This window comes from Leucobacter sp. CX169, assembly GCF_017161405.1.
Classification (GTDB): Bacteria; Actinomycetota; Actinomycetes; order Actinomycetales; family Microbacteriaceae; genus Cx-87.
In genome coordinates, this window is record NZ_CP071051.1 from 872,776 (window position 1) to 890,023 (window position 17,248).

Here is a 17,248-nt window from a genome sequence, read left to right on the forward strand (position 1 = left end):
CGGAGACGCCAATGACGCACGCATCCAGCCCATCGCCCGGCGCCACCCTGACGACAGAGGTCACACCCGAGCGCTGGGCGCAGGTCGCGGGTCCGTTCGGACTCGCCTCGCTGCGCATCACGCAGTGGCTGGATGACGAGGCCCGCCCCGTCGACGGCGCGCCGGGGCTCTGGCGCGCCGAGGGTAGCTGCGCGGTGGGTACGTTGTCCGACGGCGGGGCGCCCGAGTGGGTGCTTGCCCCCGGCGAGACGGCCGAGGCGGGCGGGCATGTACTGAAAGCGCACCAGCGCGACGGGGTGATCGCCCTGCGCGTGCTCGACCCAGAGGTCGCCAGCCGCGCCACTCTGACCGATATCGAGCGCTTCGACGCCGCACCGGGCTCGTGGGTCGTTACGGGGCGCTTTGTGCCCTCGGAGGACGGCGCGACGCGCACCGTGCAGAGCGTCGACGGGACCTCGCGTTCGGCGTCGCTCGATGGCACGGTCGAGATTGAGCTGCCGGGTGGCGAGCGAGCGAACCTCGTGGTGTCTCGGGACGACGACGGCTTCTCGCTGGTGTTCGCGGACGGTATTGCCCGGGACGGCGGGCACCGCTTCCGCTTCCTCGGCATCGGCCCCGCAGTAGACGGCGTCATCACGCTCGACTTCTCGGGCGCCTACCTGCCGCCGTGCTCGTTCAGCGACCACTACTTGTGCCCCATGCCGGCGGCCAGCAATCGCCTCGAGACCGCGATCACCGCGGGCGAGCGACGGGTGCTGCGGGCAGGGCCTATTCGGCGCTGACGAGCCGCGCGTGCAGACGCGCGAGTTCCGCCTCGGTGAGGCCGTGCTCGAACAGATAGTCCCGCACCGATCCGAAGCGCGACTCCACCTGGTCGAGTGCGCGCTCCAACGCGGGGGCGGGGCTGTCGCCGACGAGTTCCAGAATCTTCGGAGTCAGCGTCACCCCGAAGGACCGCAGCAGTTCGAGATGTGCGTCGAGCCAGGGGCCGGCGAGGTTCGCCGCGGTCACCTCGTAGTCCGCAAGCACGTCGTCGCGATCGACGCCCACGGCGGTCAGCGTGAGGGCCGCAACCGCGCCCGTGCGGTCCTTTCCGGCGGTGCAATGGAAGAGCGTCGCGCCGGAAACATCGTCGGCGAGCAGCCGCACCGCTGCCGTGAGGGTGTCGCCGTGTGAGAGGTAGATTACCTCGGTGAGCTCCATGATCCCGAGCTCTGCCGCGACGTGCTCGCGCGCGCTCGCGAAGATCGGGTGGTGGATCGCCTCTGCGCCGAGGATCTCGGCATCGGGAGACATCTCGAGCTCCGCCGCGTCCCGCAGATCGATGACGCGCTTCACGCCCAGGTCGACGAGGGCTGACTGACCCGCTTCGCTCACCCGGTGCAGGCCGTCCGAACGAAACAGTGCGCCCCAGTTGGTCCATCCGCCGTCGGCGCGGTAGCCGCCGAGGTCGCGGAAGTTGGCGGTGCCGTCGATCGGGATGAGGCGTTCACGAGTGGTCATGCCCCCATCTTGGCAGGGAATCCCGGGGATTTGCAGAAACCGTGAAACAGTAGGTATTGGTCAGGGAGTGCGCCCGGGCAGGCGCGGGATCGCCGCAACGAGCGCGCGCGTGTAGGGCTCTCGAGGCGCGCCCAGGATCTGCTCGACGGGCCCCGATTCAATGACAACCCCGCGGTGCATCACGATGATGTGCTCGGCGAGGTCGGGCACGATCCCGAGGTCGTGTGTCACCGTGAGGAGGGTGAGGCCCAGCTCGGCGCGCAGCTCGGCCAGGAGCTCGAGAATGCGGCGGCGTACCAGAACGTCGAGGGCGCTGACGGGCTCATCTCCGACGAGTAGGTCGGGGCCGTGCACGAGCGCGCGGGCAAGCGCGATGCGCTGCCGCTGGCCCCCCGAGAACTCCGCGGGGTAGCGCTCGGCCGTGTCTTCGGGGAGATCGAGCCGGGCGAGCATCGCGCGCACGAGCGCCGCGTGGTCGCCCGGGGCACCGATGGCCTCGAGCGGCTCGGCGACCGTCTGGCCGATCGTGCGCCGGGGGTTCAGTGACGCGTACGGATCCTGGAAGACGATGCCCGTCCTGCTGCGCAGCCAGAGCAGACGATCGGAGCGTTTCGCCACCACCTCGCGCCCGTCGAAGGCGACCGTGCCGGACTCGGGACGCTCGAGCCCGAGCAGCAGGCGCAGGAGCGTCGACTTGCCCGAGCCGGACTCGCCGACGATCGCGACGCCCGCGCCGCGCGGAATCTCGACGCTCACGCCATCGAGGGCGCGCACGCGGGGCGCCCGCCGAAAGAGCGCTCCGCCGCGGGCCTGATAGGTCTGCACGAGGTCGCGCCCCGACAACAGGATCGATCCCGCCGGTGCAAGGTCCGGTGCGGGTGTCGGCGCTGGTGCGGGGGCGGTCATGCGCGGTCCTCCGGGGTGATGACGTACGTCGGGTCCGCCGCGGCAATCAGCGCGCGCGTCACCGGGTGCTCGGGGGCCGCCAAGATAGCGGTGACTGCGCCGCGCTCGACGATGCGCCCCTCGTGCATCACGAGGACGTGGTCGGTCGCTTCGGCGATGACGGCCAGGTCGTGCGAGATGAAGAGCAGCGTGCGCCCCTCGCCGGCCGAGAGCTCGCGCAGCAGGGCGAGGATGCCGCGCTGCACGGTGACGTCGAGCGCGGTGGTCGGCTCGTCGGCGAGGAGGAGCCCGGGCCTGGCCGAGATGGCGGCGGCGATCGCCGCGCGCTGGCGCTGGCCGCCAGACACCTCGTGCGGGTAGGCCCGGATGATGCGCTCGGGGTCGTCAAGCCCGACGCGGGCGGCGAGCGAGCGCGCGGCGTCGGCGCGTTCAGCACGGCCGAGCTCGTAGTGCTGGGCCAGGGCCTCGGTCATCTGCCGGCCGAGCCGGCGCATCGGGTTGAGCGCGGTGCGCGGCTCCTGGAACACCATGCCGATCAGGTCGCCGCGTACACCAGCGAGGTCGCGCTCGCTCATACCGACGAGTTCGACCTCGCCCAGCCGGATCGACCCGCCGACCTCGGCCTCCTCGGGCAGCAGCCCGGCGATGGCGAGCGCGGTGAGCGTCTTGCCTGACCCAGATCCGCCGATGAGCCCGAGGCGGCCGCCCGCGGGCAGCGTGAAGCTGATCTCGTGCAGCAGCGGCTGGCCGCCGATGGCCACCGACAGGTTGGTGACGGTGAGGGAGAGCCCAGTGTCGCTCATGCGGCCGCCTTTCGCGCAGCGATCTTGCCGGCCTGGCCGCGCGCGCGGCGCAGCAGCGACGGGTCGAGGGCGTCGCGCAGGGCGTCGCCGAGCAGGTAGCAGGCGAGCACCACGAGGGTGATCGCGAGGCCCGGCCAGAGCACCGCCTCAGGGTGCACGCCGATGTAACGCTGGGTCTCGGCGAGCATGCGGCCCCACGACGGCACCGACGGCGGGGCGCCGAAGCCGAGGTAGCTGAGCCCGGCCTCGGCGAGCACCGCGAGGCCGACCGAGAGCGACAGCTGCACCGCGAGCACGGGGAACACATTCGGCAGCAGGTGGCGGCGGAAGATCGCGGCCCGCGAGAGACCGGCGGCGCGGGCGGCGAGCACGAACTCGGCGCCGGCGACCTGCTGGAACTCGGCGCGCACGACGCGGCCGATCGCGACGCCGTAGCCCACGCCCACAGCGGCGATGACGACGGGGATGCCGGCGCCGTAGACCGCGGCGAGCATCATCGCGAGCAGCAGGGTGGGGAAGGCGACGAGTACGTCGATGAGCACGGCGACGGGCTCGCGCACGGCCTTGGGGGTCAGCCCGCCGAGGGCGGCGAGCACGAGGCCGAGCAGCCCCGCGAGCACGCCGGTGCCGAGCGCGACGAGCACCGTGATGCGGCTGCCGGCCAACAGGCGCGAGGCGATGTCGCGGCCGCTGCCGTCGGTGCCGAGCGGGTGCTCCCACGACGGTCCCTGCCACAGCCGGTAGGCGTCGGCGTGGTTCGGGTCGTGCGGCAGCCAGACGAGCGAGACGAGGGCGGCGAGCACCACGAGCGACAGGATCACGACGGCGGCCGCGCCGCCCGGCTGGGCGAGCACGCGGCGGAACGGCCCGAGGCCGCCTGCGCGGCTGGGATCGAGGCGGGTCCCCGCGGATCCTGCGGGGGCGGCGGCGCGCGCGCCCTCGAAGTGCGGCGCGCTCACGAGGTCGCGTTTCTGAGCCGGGGGTCAATTGCGCGGTGCACGACGTCGACCAGGGCCCCGATGGCGAGCACGACGCCGGTGAGCACGAGGAGTGTGCTCTGCACCTTGACGAGGTCGCGATTGCCGACGTCCGAGACGAGCATGCGCCCGAGGCCGGGCAGGCTGAACAGCTGCTCGACGACGACGGCGCCCACGAGCAGGCCGGCGACCTGGATGCCCAGCATCGACACGATGGAGAGGCCGACGCCCGGCAGGCCGTGCGAGATAAGCGCGCGCACCCGGGTGAGGCCCTGTGCCCGGGCGGTGCGCACGTGCTCGGCCCCGAGCGCGTCGAGGGTCGCGCTGCGCACGAAGCGGAACAGGATCGCGCCCTCGATCAGTCCGATGGTCAGGATCGGCAGCACGAGCGAGCGCAGCGCCTGAGCGGGATCGTCCCAGCCGTCGCGCGGGAAGCCCTGCGCGGGTAGCCAGCCGAGCCAGGTGGAGAACAACACGATGCCGAGCAGGCCCGCCCAGACGACGGGTACCGCCGCGGCGACGACGCTGAGCGCCGAGATGAGACGGCCGGTGACGCGCCCGTGGCGCAGCGCGGCGAGCACGCCGAACGGGAAGGCCAACAGCAGCGCGAAGACCAGCGAGCCGATCGTGAGCGGGATGGTGACCTGCGCCTTCTCGAGCAGCTCGCCGCCGATGGGGGTGCCCGTCACGATCGAGGTGCCAATGTCGCCCTGCAGTACCCCGCCGATCCAGTCGAGGTACTGCAGGGGCAACGGATGGTCGAGCCCCAGCTGTGCGCGCAGCTCAGCGATGCGCTCGGGTGTTGCCTGCGTGCCCGCGATCACCTGCGCCACGTCGCCCGGAAGCAGGCGAAGCGTGACGAAGATGATCAGGCTCGCCAGGGTCCAGCCGAGCACCAGCGTCAGCGCGCGGACTACGAGGAAACGGGTCACTTCTTGATTGTGACGCCTTCGAGGTTGATTCGCGAGTTGGTGTTGCTCTCGGGGAAGCCGAGAACGTGCGTGCCGACCGCGTTGGAGGGGGTGTAGTTGTAGACCCACTTGGCCGGGGCGTCGTCCGCGACGATGCGCGCGGCCTCGGCGATGAGCTCGTCCGCGGCCTTCGGGTCGAGCGAGTTGATCGACTCCTGCATCAGGCGCGTGACCTCGGGGTTCTGGTAGCCGAAGTAGTACTCGGGGTTCGCGTAGTTGGCGAAGTCCCGCGGTTCGGCGTGGTCGACGTAGCTGAGATCGAAGTCGTGGTTCGTGTACACATCCTGGAGCCAGGTCGGGAACTCGACGCTGTTCACCTTGAGGCTGACGCCCACGTCGGCGAACTGGGTGACGAGGAGGTCCAGCACGGTCGTGCCGTAGAAGTTCGGCACGGTGAGCGTGAGGCTCAGGTTCTGCTGCCCGGCCTCGGCGAGCAGCGCACGCGCGGCCTCGGGGTCGTACGCATTCACGGCGGTGAGGTCTTCGTAGCCGGGCTCGATCTCGGTGATGGGGCCGCCGAGGGGCAGGCCGTCACCGTTCAGCAGCTCGATCACGGCGTCCGAGTCGATCGCCATGCTCAGCGCCGCACGCACGCGCGGGTCGCTCAGCGGCTCGCGCGCGCTGTTGTAGGCGAGGGTGAACACGTCGGTGCTCGCGGCGCGCACGAGGGTGAAGTCCTCGTTGCCGTCGTACTCGGGGAGCAGGTCCGAGAGCACGGCGGTCTGCACGTCCAGCTCGCCCTCGAGCGCGGCGTTGACCGCGGCCTTGCCGTCCGGGATGTAGCGGAAGATCGCGCGGTCGAGGGTCGCGGGCTCGCCCCAGTACGTCGCGTTCTTCGCGAGGGTGATGCTGTCGCCCTGCTTCCAGCGCTCGAGCGTGTACGGGCCCGTGCCATTGGCGGTGTTGTTCAGGTCGTTGGTGGCGGCGGCTTCAAGGATGAGGCCCTCGCGGCCCGCGAGGCGCCAGAGCAGCTGGCTGTCCGGCTCGGGCAGCACGACGGTGACGGTCGCGGCGTCCGGGGCGGACACGACGGCGGTATCGCCGAGCGTGGAGCTCAGCGAGGCGACCACGTCGTCCGCGGTGAGCTTTGCACCCGAGTGGAACGTGACGTCGTCGCGCAGCGTGAAGGTGTAGGTGAGCCCGTCGTCACTCTTCTCGACGGCGTCGGCGAGCACCGGCTCGACGTCGAGCGTGCCCGACTTGAGGCCGACGAGGCCCTGGTAGACGTTGTCGACGAGGACCTGGTCGAGCGCGACGCCCGCGGTCTCGCGGACGTTCAGGTTCGTCGGCTCGAGCAGCAGGCCGACCGTGAGCTCTGACTTCGCGTCAGCCCCCGTGGTCCCGGCCGGGCGGCTCACGGCAAAGCCGATCGCGACGGCGACGGCCGCGACGACCACGATGGCGGCGCCAATGATCAGCGGGCGCTTCGACTTGGTGCGCTTGCGGTAGGCCGTCTGCGACGACTGCGGCTCGGGCGTCTGGTCGACGCCGGCGAGGGGATCGGTCACGGTGTGCTCCTTGGGTGGCGCGCGTCGACCGTTCAGAGGACGGCCGCGCACAGGTCAATTGAACTGGCGGACGGAGCGCAGCGTTGCGCGGACGTCGGATTCGATAGCGTACGCCCGGCGCGCGGCGCTGCGCCAGCGGGGCCGACACTCGTTGTCACACTGTGACCCCGGTGTTACCGGTCCGTGACTTGCTGTGCGATTCCGGTGAGCAGGCGAGCGAGCCCGACAGGATCCTGCTCGTGGACGTTGTGCCCCGTGTCGAGGTCGAAATCTGCCGCCCGGGGGAGGCGCCTGCGCCACTCGGCGAGCATCGCGTCCGAGACCATGCCCGTGGTGCCGCGAATGAGGGAGACGGGGGCCGCGAACTCTTCGAGCGGCGCCCAGAGGCCCGCGTAGGGCTGGGTGGGGTCGGCGGGAGTGCTGCCAGCCTCCCGGGCGGCATTCGCGGCGGCCTCGACCTCCGCCGGGTTGTTGGGATCCTGGAGCAGGTGCGCAAAGTGGTGCGTCCACTCGAGCTTGCCATCCGCGCGCAGCCGGGTGTTCAGGGCGACCCCGCGCGTGAGCGCCGTGCGGTCCGAGCCGATGCCGAACTGGACCGCGCGGTCGACAATCTCGTCGATCGTGTTGAAGGCGCGCTGCCCGGCGATGAACTCGGTGATGCCGGCCGCGTCTGACGCCGGCGTCACGCCGGGGGTGAGGTCCACGATGACGAGGATCCTGACCGCGTCGGGGCGAAGCGCCGCGACGACGATCGAGGTGAGGGCGCCGAGCGAGTGCCCGACGAGCGCGACGGGGCCAGGCGCCAGCGCGTCGAGTGCCACGACGATGTCCTGGGCGAGCAGATCGGGGCGGTAGTTCGCGTCCGTTCGCCAGTCCGAGCGGCCGTGACCCGCGAGGTCGATCGCGAGCGCCGGGCGGCCGAGCGCGAGCGCCGTCGGGTCGAAGGAGTGCGCGTTGAGTCCCATCCCGTGCAGCAGGACGAACTCGGGCGCCTCGTGCTCGTCGCCGTACCGCAGCGCGCTGAGCTGGCGGCCGTCCGGCAACGGGACGCTCACGCGGCGCACCTCAGGCAGGGGGCCAGAGAGGCCGACACCCGCGGCATCGCTCGCGAGGAAGCGGAACTCGTTCGTGGAATCGTCTGCGACATCGAAACTCATGCGTGCAGCCTATGCGGGCTCGGTGCCCCAGGGAACTCCCAGTGGCGAGGTAAGGGCAGCCTCACCTATACTGAAGCGGATATGACTGCATCAGTTCGACGTTTGCGCCGCGTGCGCACCAGAGCGATTCCGTCGTACCTGGTGGTCGCGAAAAGCGCCGACCTCGATGATCTTCGCCTGACCCTCGCGATGCTGCCGATCTGTGCGCACGGCCGGGTCATTGTGGTCGCCGAGCCGGGGGAGCAGATCGCCCCGCTCGCGCTGCCCTCGCGCATGAGTGTGACGGTCCGGGTGCGCCGCGCCGAGCAGGGCGCGGCTGCGGCCGCACTCCAGACGGTGCACGCCTGGGCAAGCGAGATGCTCTGCGATAGCGAGCGCGACGACCCGTCCGAGCCACGCGTCGTCGCCTGGGTCGCCGGGTCGGACGCGGCATTCATCGACGAGCTGGGCCACCTGCTCTGTGAGGGCCACGGCCTGCCGGGAACGGCGCTGCGTACCGGCGCGGGGTTTGGCGCCGCGCGCGCTTAGCGCTTCGTGACCGGCACACCTCGCCGCACGTACCCACCCTTTTCGAGCCCGGCCTCAATCTCGAAGCGGTTCTTCAGCGGGTCGCGGCCGGCAAACCAGTACAGGATCGGCATGGCCATCCCGTACCGCCGCCACTGCTGGCGATGCACCTCTTCGTGCTCGAGCACGTCCGGGGTGACGTTCTGGTCGGTGAGGTAGCACGCGCCGACGCAGTTGCCCCCGCGGCCGAACGCCCACTTCGGGAGGCCACGGAAGACGAAGAGCCTCCCGTGTCGTTCGATCCTGCCGGTACTCAGGAGCGAACCCCACACGACGCCGACGAGGGTCGCGTACCAGTAGCCCAGGATGGCGCCGGGGAGCGGGCGTGATTCGGCCACGCGGCGCGGTTCTTCGTGCGTCACGCGGCGCGGCCGTGCTTCGCGGTGCCCGAGGTGAGCGCGCTGAGAAGGCGCAGCACGGTCGGAATGTCGTCGGCGGCCTCTTCCTCGCTTGCCGGGGCGAACTCGCAGATCGCGGCGCCCGCGAGTGGCAGCACGCTGACAGCCTCGCTGATCGCGGCGGTGAGCTGTGCGAGCGTGAGCCCGAACGGCACGGGGGAGTGCACGCCGGTGATTTCGGACGGGTCGAGCACGTCGAGGCCGATGTGCACGTACAGGTGAGTGGCGCCCATGGAGCGCAGCCGCTCGCCCAAGCGGCTCGGCAGTTCGGGCTCGACGTGGTCGACGGGCGAGATGCCACGGACGTCGAGCTCGTGCTGCTCGTCCTCGTCGACCTGGCGCGTGCCGAGCAGCGCCACGAGCGAGGCGGGCAGCGGAGCGGCAAAGTGCAGCTCGCTCACCCCGTCGCCCATCGCGGTGCGCAGCGCCATCGGCGAGACCGCCCCCGACGGCGAGGTGCTGGGGTGCTGGAAGTCGGCGTGGGCGTCGCACCACAGCACGGCGACGCGCTCGGCGCCGTGGCGCGCCATCGCGTGCTCGAGGCCGGGGAGGGAGGACGCGCTGTCGCCGCCGAGCGTGATCGCGGGCGAGACGAGCGAGCGCAGTACCTCACTCGCCGAGGCGCGGGCTTGCAGCAGGCTGCTCAGGCGAAGCGCCGGGGTGCCGAGCGAGTCACCCGCCTCGAGCGGCACGGCCACCTCGTGCAGGGCGGAGGCGGGCAGGTCGCCGCGGAGGGCGTTCGCGCCGTCGACGATGCGCATGGCCCGCGACGACGAAGATCCCTGCCACTGCGGCATCAGGAGGAAAACCGGTCCAGGCATTCATCACTTCCGAGAACACTCAATGGGCGTAGCGTCTGCGGCGCCCTCTGGTCTCATCGTACGCCGCAGAAGCTGTTCGGCGGCGGAGAGTCCGCTACTGCGGCGGCAGCGTCACGAAGTCGATGAGTTCCTCGACCCGGCCGACCAGGCTCGGCTCGAGGTCGCGGAAGCTGCGCACCCGACCCCGGATGCGCTGCCACGCCTGCGCGATGTCGGCCTGCTCGTCCGCCGGCCACCCGAGCGCGAGGCAGATGCCCTTCTTCCACTCGATGTCGCGGGGGATCACGGGCCACTGGACGAGCCCGACCCGCTCGGGCTTCACCGCTTGCCAGATGTCCACGTAGGGGTGGCCGACGACGTGCACGGTGCCGCGGTACGGGGCGATCGCCGCGGTGGTGAGCCGGGTCTCCTTGCTGCCCGCGACGAGGTGGTCCACCAAGACGCCGGCGCGGCGATTTGGCCCCGGGCCGAACTCGCGCAGCACGTCGGTCAGGTGGTCGACGCCCTGCAGCATTTCGACGACGACGCCCTCGACGCGGAGGTCGTCACCCCAGACCTGCTCGATGAGCTCGGCGTCGTGCTTGCCCTCCACGAAAATGCGGCTCGGCATCGCGACCTTCGCGCGCTCCTGCGCGACCGCGAACGACCCCGATGCCGTGCGCTTGCGCGCGGCGGGGGCGGCCTTCGGCATCTGCAGCGCCACCGACTTGCCGTCGATGAGGAACCCGTCGGTCAGCGCGAACGTGCGCACCTTGCCGCGGTAGTCCTCGAGGTCGACAAAGCCCTGCCGGGCCGCGACGACCGCGCCGCAGAACTCGGACTCGGTGTGCTCGATCACGAGTCCGCGTGCGAGCACCACGGGGGTGCGCTCCGTCGGCCCGCGTCGCGTCTTGAAGCCCGCCAGCACATCGTTTCCGTAGCGATCATCCATCACCCATCCAGGCTAGCCCCGGGCACCGCGAGGTCTCGCCCGGCACGCGGCGCGGGCGGGTGTCGAGCGGCAGGATCCTGCCCGTGGGGCGAACGCGCGGAGTTTGCGGCAGACTGGGGCGAATGAGTGGGGAACCCGGCGCCGCCGACGACGCAGCCAATCGATCGCGTCGCGGCTTCTTCGCAGACCTCACGCCCCTGCGCACGAGCCCCGCGTTCGCTCGGCTCTGGGCGGGATCGTCGATCGCCGGCATCGGCGCGCAGGTGACCGTCGTCACCGTCGGTCTACACATCTATCACCTCACTCAGTCGACGCTCGCCGTAGCGCTGGTCGCGCTCTGGGCGATCGGCCCGATGATCGTCGCTGGCCTGTACGGCGGCATGCTCGCCGACGTGTTCGACCGCCGCAAGCTCGCGCTCTTCACCGCGATCGCGGCCTGGGGGTCGGTCGGCACGATGACGGTGATCGCCTTCCTCGACGTGCAGGTGACCTGGCCGTACTACGCGCTCGCCGCAGTGAACGCGTCTGCCGCGACAATCCTGGGGGCGACCCGATCCGCCATCCTGCCCCGCATCCTGCCGCTCCAACTGCTGCCGGCCGCTGCGGCCCTCAGCGGTATCGGGCACGGCTTCGCGGTCACGCTGGGCCCCGCCATTGCCGGACTGTCCGTGGCGGGGGTCGGCTTCGCCTGGACGTACCTGATCGACGTATTGCTGTTCTCCGCCGCGTTCCTCGGGATTGCGTCGCTGCCGGCCATCGAGCCCGAGGGGAACGCCGCACGGCCAGGGCTCGGCTCGCTCGTCGAGGGCTGGAACTTCCTCCGAGCTGCCCCCAATATTCGGGCCACGTTTCTGTTCGACATCGTCGCCATGACGCTCGGCCAGCCGCGGGTCGTGTTCCCCGCGGCGGGCACCCTCGTGCTGGGCGGAGGCGCGGTCACCGTCGGTCTGCTCACCGCGTCTTATGCGATCGGCTCGCTCCTGTGCGGCGTGTTCTCAGGACGGCTCGGCGGGGTGCGACGGCAGGGTCGAGCAGTCACCCAAGCGATCGCAGCGTACGGCGTTGCGATCGCCGGGTTTGGGGCGGTGCTGGGCAGCGCAATGCTGTTCGGCCACCTGGGCGACGGGGATGCGGTCGGCATTCTCCCGCTCGCGCTCGCCTGCCTCGCGCTCGCGTCGGCCGGCGCCGCGGACGAGGTGAGCGCCGTGTTCCGCAGCACCATCCTGCAGGCCGCCGCCCCGGACGACATGCGCGGACGCCTTCAGGGAATCTTCTTCGTCGTGGTTGCGGGCGGCCCCCGGGTCGGCGATCTCTACGCCGGACTGCTCGCCACTGCGGTCGCGCTGTGGGCGCCGCCGCTGATCGGCGGGCTCGCGATCGTCGCACTCATGCTGGTGCTCGCCCGCTCGTATCGCAGCTTCCTCGCCTACGACGCCCGGCACCCGCAGCCCTAGCCGCCCGGCGCGCGAGTACCGGGTAGCGTGGAGGTACCCGCGAGAGGATCTCAATGACGACGCACGCCGCAGCCGCATCGAATGCCACCGAACCATCGAACACCCCGACCGCCGCCGAGGCGCCCGTCCTGGTGAGCCGCACGGGCGCGCTCACCCGGATCACGCTGAACCGGCCGGCCGTCATCAATGCGCTGACGGTGCCGATGCTGCACTCGATCACCGCCGGGCTCACGGCGGCCCAGGCCGACGGCAGCTCGGCGATCCTGCTGGATGGCGCGGGGGAGCGCGGGTTCTGCGGCGGCGGGGACATCAAGCGCATGGCGGGGGACGGGCCGGCGCTCGCGGAAGAGTTCCTCCGCACCGAGTACCGCACCGACTATGCGGTGCATGTCTCGCCGGTGCCCGTGGTCGGCGTCATGGACGGGATCACGATGGGCGGCGGCATCGGGCTCACCGGGCACGCCGCCATCCGGATCGTCACCGAGCGCAGCCGCCTCGCGATGCCTGAGGTGCGCATCGGCATCGTGCCCGACGTCGGCGGGCACCGCCTGCTCGCGCGCGCACCAGGACGGCTCGGCGAGCTGCTCGCGATCACCGCGGGGTCGATGACCGCGGGCGACGCGCTCGCGCTCGGCTTCGCGGACTACTTTGTGCCGAGCACCCGGATCGGTCAGCTGAGCCAGCGGCTCGCGGCCGGGGACGACCCCGCGCTCGCCGTGGAGGCGCTCGCCGAACCGGCGCCGGAGTCGATGCTCCTGCGGGCGCGGGAGTGGTTTGATCCGATTGCGGACGAGGCGCTGGCCGACGAGCACCGGGCGCCGGTCGAGGCCGCGGTGCTGCTCATGCGGGCGCTCGAACGGGGCGGTGAGGCGGCGCGAGAGACCGCGCGGACGGTGCGGCTCATGTGCCCGACTGCGGTGGTCGTGACGATCGCCCAGCTGCGGCACACGCGCGACGAGGGGCTCACGCTCGCGGAGGTGCTCGACGACGACCTGCGCCTGCTGCCCCGGCTGATGCAGCGAGACGACTTCCTCGAGGGGGTGCGTGCCGCGGTGATCGATAAGGACGGACAACCGGGCTGGAAGCCGGCCCGCATCGAGGACGTGAGCGAGGACCGCGTGGCGCGGATCCTGGCCCCGGCAGACCCGGGTTCGGCGCGCTTCAGACTGGTCTAGAACGCTCGGCTAGACCGCGATCGCGGCCCGCTGGCGGGCGCGCGCCCGAACGGATCGGCTCACCGCGCGGCCGCCGATCACGAGCAGGAACGCGATGCCCTGCGCGAGCACGATCGCGCCGCCGGGCGCCGTGTTCGTGAAGTAGCTGACCGTAAGCCCCACAACGCCGCAGATCGCCGCGAACAGCGGCGCGACGACCAGCCGCACCGCGAACCGGTCGGTGAGCAGCTGCGCTGTCGCGCCGGGAATGATGAGCATCGCCACGACGAGCACCACGCCGACCACCTGGAGCGCCACGACGGCGGTGAGTGCGAGGAGGGCGAGCAGCACGGTGCCGAGCAGCTTGGGGCGCAGCCCGATGGCGTGCGCGTGGGTGGGGTCGAACGCGAAGAGCGTGAAGTCCCGGCGCTTCAGCAGGAGCACCGCCGCGACGAACGCCGCGATCCCGAGCACCTGCCAGAGCTCGGACGGGCCGACCCCGAGCAGGTTGCCGAAGATGATATGCGTGAGGTCCGTCTGGCTCGGCACTACGGAGATGAGCACGATGCCGAGCGCGAACAGCGTCGTGAACACGATCCCGATCGCGGCGTCCTCTTTGATCGGCGTGCGCGACTGCACGGCGCCGATGAGGCCGACCGAGAGAAACCCGAAGACCACCGCGCCGAGCGCGAATGGTGCGCCGACCATGTAGGCGAGCACGACCCCCGGAAGCACGGCGTGCGAGACCGCGTCGCCCATGAGCGACCAGCCGATCAGCACGAGCCAGCATGAGAGCAGCGCGCAGACCACCGAGGCGGCGAGCGTCGCGACGAGCGCGCGTTGCATGAACTCGTAGGAATATGGCTCGAGCAGGAACTCCATCGCGGTCATCGCTCGCCCCGTTCGCTTCCGGCCAACACGTCGATCCCGAACGCCCGGGCCAGCGGGCCCGGAGCGAGCACATCTTCCGGCGAGCCGTGCGCGAGCACGCTTCGCAGGATGAGCGCGGCCTCGTCGGCGAGGCCCGGCAGCGCCTGCAGGTCGTGGGTCGAGACGAGCACCGTGACCCCGCTCGCGGCCAGGGCGCGCAGCTCGCGGGTGATGGTCGCCTCGCTGCGCTTGTCGACGCCCGCGAAGGGCTCGTCGAGCAGCAGGATCCTGGCCTCCTGCGCGATCGCGCGGGCGAGGAAGGCGCGCTTGCGCTGGCCCCCGGAGAGCCGGCCCAACTGCCGGTCCGCGAAGTCGGTGAGTTCGACGCGGGCGAGCGCGTCGGCCACCGCGGCCTTGTCGGCCCGGCCCGGACGGCGGGTGAAATCGAGCTGCCCGTATCGCCCCATCAGGGTCACGTCGCGCACCGAGACGGGAAAGGTCGTGTCGACAGATTCACTTTGCGGTACATAGCCGAGCGTCCCGGCGCGGCGGGCCACGACGGGCGGTTCGCCGAACAGCCTGACACTGCCGTGCGCGGGCGTGACGAGCCCCATGATCGCCGAGAAGAGGGTGGACTTCCCGGCCCCGTTCGCGCCGACGAGTGCGCAGATGCGGCCGGGCTGCACCGTCAGCGTCGCGCGTTCGAGCGCCGCGATCGTGCCGTTCGCCCCGCCCGGGTAGTGCACGGAGAGCGCTTGGATGTCGATCGCGGGTGGGCCTGTAGGCGCCACCCGTGCGGGGGAGTCCTGGCTCATGGGGCGGTTCCTTCCGATGGGGAGGCGGTGCGGTTCGTGCTCAGCCCGGTCGCGATCGTGTCGAGGTTCACCCGGAGCAGCGAGAGATAGTCAGGCACGGGCCCGTCGGGTGCGGACAGCGAGTCGACGTAGAGGGTGCCGCCGAACGCTGCGCCGGTGTCGTCGGCGAGCTGGCGCATCGCCCGGTCAGAGACCGTGGACTCGCAGAACACCGCGGGGACGTCTTGGGCGCGCACCGCATCGATGACGGCGGCCATGCGTCGCGCGGTGATCTGTTGCTCAGCGTTCACCGGCCAGAGGTAGTGCTCGGACAGGCCGAGGTCGCGGGCGAGGTAGCTGAACGCGCCCTCGCAGGTGACGAGGGTGCGGTCTGTGGCGGGGAGCGCGTCGATGCGCCCCTGGGCATCGGAGAACACCGACTCGATCTTCGCGCGGTAGGCGTCGCCGTTGGCGCGGTAGTCGGCGGCGTGCGCCGGGTCGAGCTCGCTGAACGCGTCGACGATGTTCTCGACGTAGTGCTCGGCGTTCTCCGGCGACATCCAGGCGTGCGGGTTGATGTGCCCAGCTGCCTCGCCGCCCGCGATCGCGATCGGCTCGATGCCCGCCGAGAGCACGGCGTGCGGCGCGCCGGAGTCGCGCACGAACTGCGCGAACCAGGCCTCGAGGCCGAGGCCGTTGTCGAGAATGAGATCTGCCTCGCTCGCCCGGGCCACGTCGGCCGGGGTGGGCTCGTACCCGTGAATCTCGGCGCCCGCGCGGGTCAGTGATTCCACGCGCAGGTGGGGCCCAGCGACCTCGCTCGCGAGGTCGGCGAGCACGGTAAACGTGGCAAGGACGACGGGGCGATCGTCGCCTGGCGTCGCCGTCGGGGTGCCCGCGGGGGACGGGGCGCACGCCGAAAGCAGCAGGGCGGCCGTCGCCGTCGCCGCGCTCCACCAGGCACGTTGTCTCATGGCGTCAACCATAATGTTTGCGTAGTGCTTGCGCAAATGTTCGGTAGGCCGAACATTTAAGTTAAAGCTGATTCGACGGGTGCGCCGAAGGGCCCTGGTCCCCGGAAACCCGGGGAACGCTAGTCGATCAGCCCCAGCGCCGCGAGCCGGTCGAGCACCTCGAGCCCGGCGGGCGGGCAGCGGTCGCGGTCGGCGGTGCCCGCCCAGTGCACCGCACTCACCTCGGCGGACGGCTCCGGCTCGTCGGGCGAGGACGCGGCGAACACCCGCATGCGCACGAGCCGGCCATCGGGCTCGCCGTGCGCCTGCGTGACGACGGTGAAGAGCTCGTCGAGCTGCGCGGGGTCGAGGCGCAGCGCGACCTCCTCGAAGGCCTCGCGCGCGGCGGCCTCGGCCCCGCTCTCGCCGGGGTCAATCTTGCCGCCGGGCATATACCAGACGTCACGCCCGCGGGCGGTCACCATGAGCACGCGGCGATCGCGGATCAGCGCAATGGCCGAGACGAGGAGGTCGTTCATGCGCCCGCATCACTGCTGGGGGTGCTCGCGCGGGCAGGATCCTGCCCGGACGATTCGGGGGCTGCCTGCTCGGCCGCCGGCTTGCCCGCGGGAGCAAACTTGAGCCCGATCACGCACGCGATGATGCCCGCGAGAAAGACGAGCTTGAGGGGCGACGGCTCTTCCGAGCCCGTGAGCATCGAAGCGGTCACCGTGAGGGCTGCCCCGACGCCGACCCACACCGTGTAGGCGACGCTCGTGGGGATGCCCTTCATGGCATAGCCGAGCCCGATCATGCTGAGCGTCACCGCGACCGCGAACACGATCGTCGGGACGGGGCGCGAGAAGCCGTCGGACTCGCTGAGCGCGATCGCCCAGACAGCTTCGAGTACGGAGCTGATGAGGAGGATGAGCCAGTACATCTAGCTCACCGCCTTCAGCCCGGCGACGCAGGCGATCAGGCCGACCAGTAGCACGACGCGCAGCAGCGTCGCGCGCTCGGCCCCGCTGATGATCGCCCAGGCCGAGGTCAGTACGGCTCCGATGCCCACCCAGACCGCGTACGCCGTCCCCACGGGGAGCTCGCGAAGCGCGTAGGCGAGACCCGCCATGCTCACCACGATCGACACGACGAAGGTGACCGTCGGCCACAATTTCTTCAGGCCGTTGCTGCGCGACAGCGCAGTGGCCCATACGGCTTCGAGAACGCCGCTTCCAATCAGTACTACCCACGCGAGCGTCACGGGAGTCTCTTCCTGGCAGTCTTGTCGCTGTGCGGGTACTGCTCCCTCGTCCGCCGCCGGCGAGTATCTCGCGGGCACTGAGTTCTATCTTGGCAGTCCGATCTGTGCACGTCCTGCGCAATGTTCCCCGTGCGCGTGTGTACGTGCGAGATACTAGGGAGGTACTTCGCGTTCCTCGGGTCGCACCGGCCCCGAGATCTCGTGATCATTCACATCAAGG

Annotated in this window: 20 protein-coding genes; 4 read left to right on the forward strand and 16 right to left on the reverse strand. The window is 71.0% G+C overall.

Translation table 11 applies throughout. From position 1 onward, the window contains the following. The first annotated feature begins 11 nt into the window (after positions 1 to 11). On the forward strand, positions 12 to 782 hold the full coding sequence (locus tag JW030_RS03865) for a DUF1684 domain-containing protein (RefSeq protein WP_188044625.1): 771 nt from the start codon (positions 12 to 14) through the stop codon (positions 780 to 782). Here JW030_RS03865 and JW030_RS03870 read toward each other — a convergent pair. The 7 genes from JW030_RS03870 to JW030_RS03900 all read right to left on the reverse strand — a co-directional run bounded on the left by JW030_RS03870 (position 769) and on the right by JW030_RS03900 (position 7,825). Further along, a complete protein-coding gene (locus JW030_RS03870; RefSeq protein ID WP_188044624.1) occupies positions 769 to 1,503 on the reverse strand; it encodes a tyrosine-protein phosphatase in 735 nt (244 codons plus the stop codon). The two genes, JW030_RS03865 and JW030_RS03870, sit on opposite strands and share 14 nt — an antisense overlap. 60 nt (positions 1,504 to 1,563) lie before the next feature. Next, on the reverse strand, positions 1,564 to 2,409 hold the full coding sequence (locus tag JW030_RS03875) for an ATP-binding cassette domain-containing protein (RefSeq protein ID WP_188044623.1): 846 nt from the start codon (positions 2,407 to 2,409) through the stop codon (positions 1,564 to 1,566). After that, complete coding sequence (locus tag JW030_RS03880; protein WP_188044622.1) at positions 2,406 to 3,212, reverse strand: ABC transporter ATP-binding protein; 807 nt, start codon at positions 3,210 to 3,212, stop codon at positions 2,406 to 2,408. The genes JW030_RS03875 and JW030_RS03880 overlap by 4 nt, the downstream gene beginning before the upstream one ends. Beyond that, positions 3,209 to 4,171 carry an ABC transporter permease gene (locus JW030_RS03885; protein ID WP_241095544.1) on the reverse strand — a complete coding sequence of 321 codons (963 nt, stop codon included), beginning with the start codon at positions 4,169 to 4,171 and terminating at the stop codon, positions 3,209 to 3,211. The genes JW030_RS03880 and JW030_RS03885 overlap by 4 nt, the downstream gene beginning before the upstream one ends. Next, on the reverse strand, positions 4,168 to 5,121 hold the full coding sequence (locus tag JW030_RS03890) for an ABC transporter permease (protein WP_188044621.1): 954 nt from the start codon (positions 5,119 to 5,121) through the stop codon (positions 4,168 to 4,170). The genes JW030_RS03885 and JW030_RS03890 overlap by 4 nt, the downstream gene beginning before the upstream one ends. Beyond that, complete coding sequence (locus tag JW030_RS03895; RefSeq protein ID WP_241095545.1) at positions 5,118 to 6,668, reverse strand: ABC transporter substrate-binding protein; 1,551 nt, start codon at positions 6,666 to 6,668, stop codon at positions 5,118 to 5,120. The genes JW030_RS03890 and JW030_RS03895 overlap by 4 nt, the downstream gene beginning before the upstream one ends. A 173-nt stretch (positions 6,669 to 6,841) precedes the next feature. Next, positions 6,842 to 7,825 carry an alpha/beta hydrolase gene (locus JW030_RS03900; protein WP_188044620.1) on the reverse strand — a complete coding sequence of 328 codons (984 nt, stop codon included), beginning with the start codon at positions 7,823 to 7,825 and terminating at the stop codon, positions 6,842 to 6,844. Between the two features lie 81 nt (positions 7,826 to 7,906). Between JW030_RS03900 and JW030_RS03905 the strand changes: the two genes are divergently transcribed. Continuing rightward, positions 7,907 to 8,353: a hypothetical protein gene (locus JW030_RS03905; protein ID WP_188044619.1), complete on the forward strand. Its 447-nt coding sequence runs from the start codon at positions 7,907 to 7,909 to the stop codon at positions 8,351 to 8,353. Here the strand turns inward: JW030_RS03905 and JW030_RS03910 are convergent. From JW030_RS03910 to JW030_RS03920, 3 genes are all read right to left on the reverse strand, one after another. Next, positions 8,350 to 8,730 carry a Fe-S oxidoreductase gene (locus tag JW030_RS03910; RefSeq protein WP_188044618.1) on the reverse strand — a complete coding sequence of 127 codons (381 nt, stop codon included), beginning with the start codon at positions 8,728 to 8,730 and terminating at the stop codon, positions 8,350 to 8,352. The two genes, JW030_RS03905 and JW030_RS03910, sit on opposite strands and share 4 nt — an antisense overlap. A gap of 20 nt (positions 8,731 to 8,750) precedes the next feature. Further along, positions 8,751 to 9,611 carry an arginase family protein gene (locus tag JW030_RS03915; RefSeq protein WP_188044617.1) on the reverse strand — a complete coding sequence of 287 codons (861 nt, stop codon included), beginning with the start codon at positions 9,609 to 9,611 and terminating at the stop codon, positions 8,751 to 8,753. 94 nt (positions 9,612 to 9,705) lie between these two features. Further along, positions 9,706 to 10,542, reverse strand: a complete 837-nt coding sequence (locus tag JW030_RS03920; RefSeq protein WP_188044737.1) for a DUF3097 domain-containing protein — start codon at positions 10,540 to 10,542, stop codon at positions 9,706 to 9,708. 122 nt (positions 10,543 to 10,664) lie between these two features. Between JW030_RS03920 and JW030_RS03925 the strand changes: the two genes are divergently transcribed. Continuing rightward, positions 10,665 to 11,996 carry an MFS transporter gene (locus JW030_RS03925; RefSeq protein WP_188044616.1) on the forward strand — a complete coding sequence of 444 codons (1,332 nt, stop codon included), beginning with the start codon at positions 10,665 to 10,667 and terminating at the stop codon, positions 11,994 to 11,996. Between the two features lie 53 nt (positions 11,997 to 12,049). Then, positions 12,050 to 13,171, forward strand: a complete 1,122-nt coding sequence (locus JW030_RS03930) for an enoyl-CoA hydratase/isomerase family protein (protein WP_188044615.1) — start codon at positions 12,050 to 12,052, stop codon at positions 13,169 to 13,171. A 9-nt stretch (positions 13,172 to 13,180) separates the two neighbouring features. Here JW030_RS03930 and JW030_RS03935 read toward each other — a convergent pair whose 3' ends face one another. The 6 genes from JW030_RS03935 to JW030_RS03960 form a co-directional block, all read right to left on the reverse strand. After that, the gene (locus JW030_RS03935) at positions 13,181 to 14,041 is read right to left on the reverse strand and encodes a metal ABC transporter permease (protein WP_188044614.1); all 861 of its coding nucleotides are present in this window, start codon (positions 14,039 to 14,041) and stop codon (positions 13,181 to 13,183) included. Next, the gene (locus JW030_RS03940; RefSeq protein ID WP_188044613.1) at positions 14,038 to 14,835 is read right to left on the reverse strand and encodes a metal ABC transporter ATP-binding protein; all 798 of its coding nucleotides are present in this window, start codon (positions 14,833 to 14,835) and stop codon (positions 14,038 to 14,040) included. Before JW030_RS03940 ends, JW030_RS03935 begins: the two co-directional genes overlap by 4 nt. Then, complete coding sequence (locus JW030_RS03945; protein WP_188044612.1) at positions 14,832 to 15,800, reverse strand: metal ABC transporter substrate-binding protein; 969 nt, start codon at positions 15,798 to 15,800, stop codon at positions 14,832 to 14,834. The genes JW030_RS03940 and JW030_RS03945 overlap by 4 nt, the downstream gene beginning before the upstream one ends. 107 nt (positions 15,801 to 15,907) lie before the next feature. Then, a complete protein-coding gene (locus JW030_RS03950; protein WP_188044611.1) occupies positions 15,908 to 16,306 on the reverse strand; it encodes an NUDIX domain-containing protein in 399 nt (132 codons plus the stop codon). Continuing rightward, positions 16,303 to 16,707 (reverse strand): multidrug efflux SMR transporter, encoded by a 405-nt coding sequence (locus tag JW030_RS03955; protein ID WP_188044610.1) that lies wholly within the window; start codon positions 16,705 to 16,707, stop codon positions 16,303 to 16,305. The genes JW030_RS03950 and JW030_RS03955 overlap by 4 nt, the downstream gene beginning before the upstream one ends. Next, entirely contained in the window at positions 16,708 to 17,028 is a 321-nt protein-coding gene (locus tag JW030_RS03960) for a multidrug efflux SMR transporter (RefSeq protein WP_188044609.1), read from the reverse strand. It lies immediately after the preceding gene. Positions 17,029 to 17,248: the final 220 nt, after the last annotated feature.

Coding starts and splice junctions, on each gene's coding strand:
- JW030_RS03865 (WP_188044625.1), top strand. CDS start 12: ATGACGCACGCATCCAGCCCATCGCCCGGCGCCACCCTGACGACAGAG.
- JW030_RS03870 (WP_188044624.1), bottom strand. CDS start 1,503: ATGACCACTCGTGAACGCCTCATCCCGATCGACGGCACCGCCAACTTC.
- JW030_RS03875 (WP_188044623.1), bottom strand. CDS start 2,409: ATGACCGCCCCCGCACCAGCGCCGACACCCGCACCGGACCTTGCACCG.
- JW030_RS03880 (WP_188044622.1), bottom strand. CDS start 3,212: ATGAGCGACACTGGGCTCTCCCTCACCGTCACCAACCTGTCGGTGGCC.
- JW030_RS03900 (WP_188044620.1), bottom strand. CDS start 7,825: ATGAGTTTCGATGTCGCAGACGATTCCACGAACGAGTTCCGCTTCCTC.
- JW030_RS03905 (WP_188044619.1), top strand. CDS start 7,907: ATGACTGCATCAGTTCGACGTTTGCGCCGCGTGCGCACCAGAGCGATT.
- JW030_RS03915 (WP_188044617.1), bottom strand. CDS start 9,611: ATGCCTGGACCGGTTTTCCTCCTGATGCCGCAGTGGCAGGGATCTTCG.
- JW030_RS03920 (WP_188044737.1), bottom strand. CDS start 10,542: ATGGATGATCGCTACGGAAACGATGTGCTGGCGGGCTTCAAGACGCGA.
- JW030_RS03925 (WP_188044616.1), top strand. CDS start 10,665: ATGAGTGGGGAACCCGGCGCCGCCGACGACGCAGCCAATCGATCGCGT.
- JW030_RS03930 (WP_188044615.1), top strand. CDS start 12,050: ATGACGACGCACGCCGCAGCCGCATCGAATGCCACCGAACCATCGAAC.
- JW030_RS03935 (WP_188044614.1), bottom strand. CDS start 14,041: ATGACCGCGATGGAGTTCCTGCTCGAGCCATATTCCTACGAGTTCATG.
- JW030_RS03940 (WP_188044613.1), bottom strand. CDS start 14,835: ATGAGCCAGGACTCCCCCGCACGGGTGGCGCCTACAGGCCCACCCGCG.
- JW030_RS03945 (WP_188044612.1), bottom strand. CDS start 15,800: ATGGTTGACGCCATGAGACAACGTGCCTGGTGGAGCGCGGCGACGGCG.
- JW030_RS03950 (WP_188044611.1), bottom strand. CDS start 16,306: ATGAACGACCTCCTCGTCTCGGCCATTGCGCTGATCCGCGATCGCCGC.
- JW030_RS03955 (WP_188044610.1), bottom strand. CDS start 16,707: ATGTACTGGCTCATCCTCCTCATCAGCTCCGTACTCGAAGCTGTCTGG.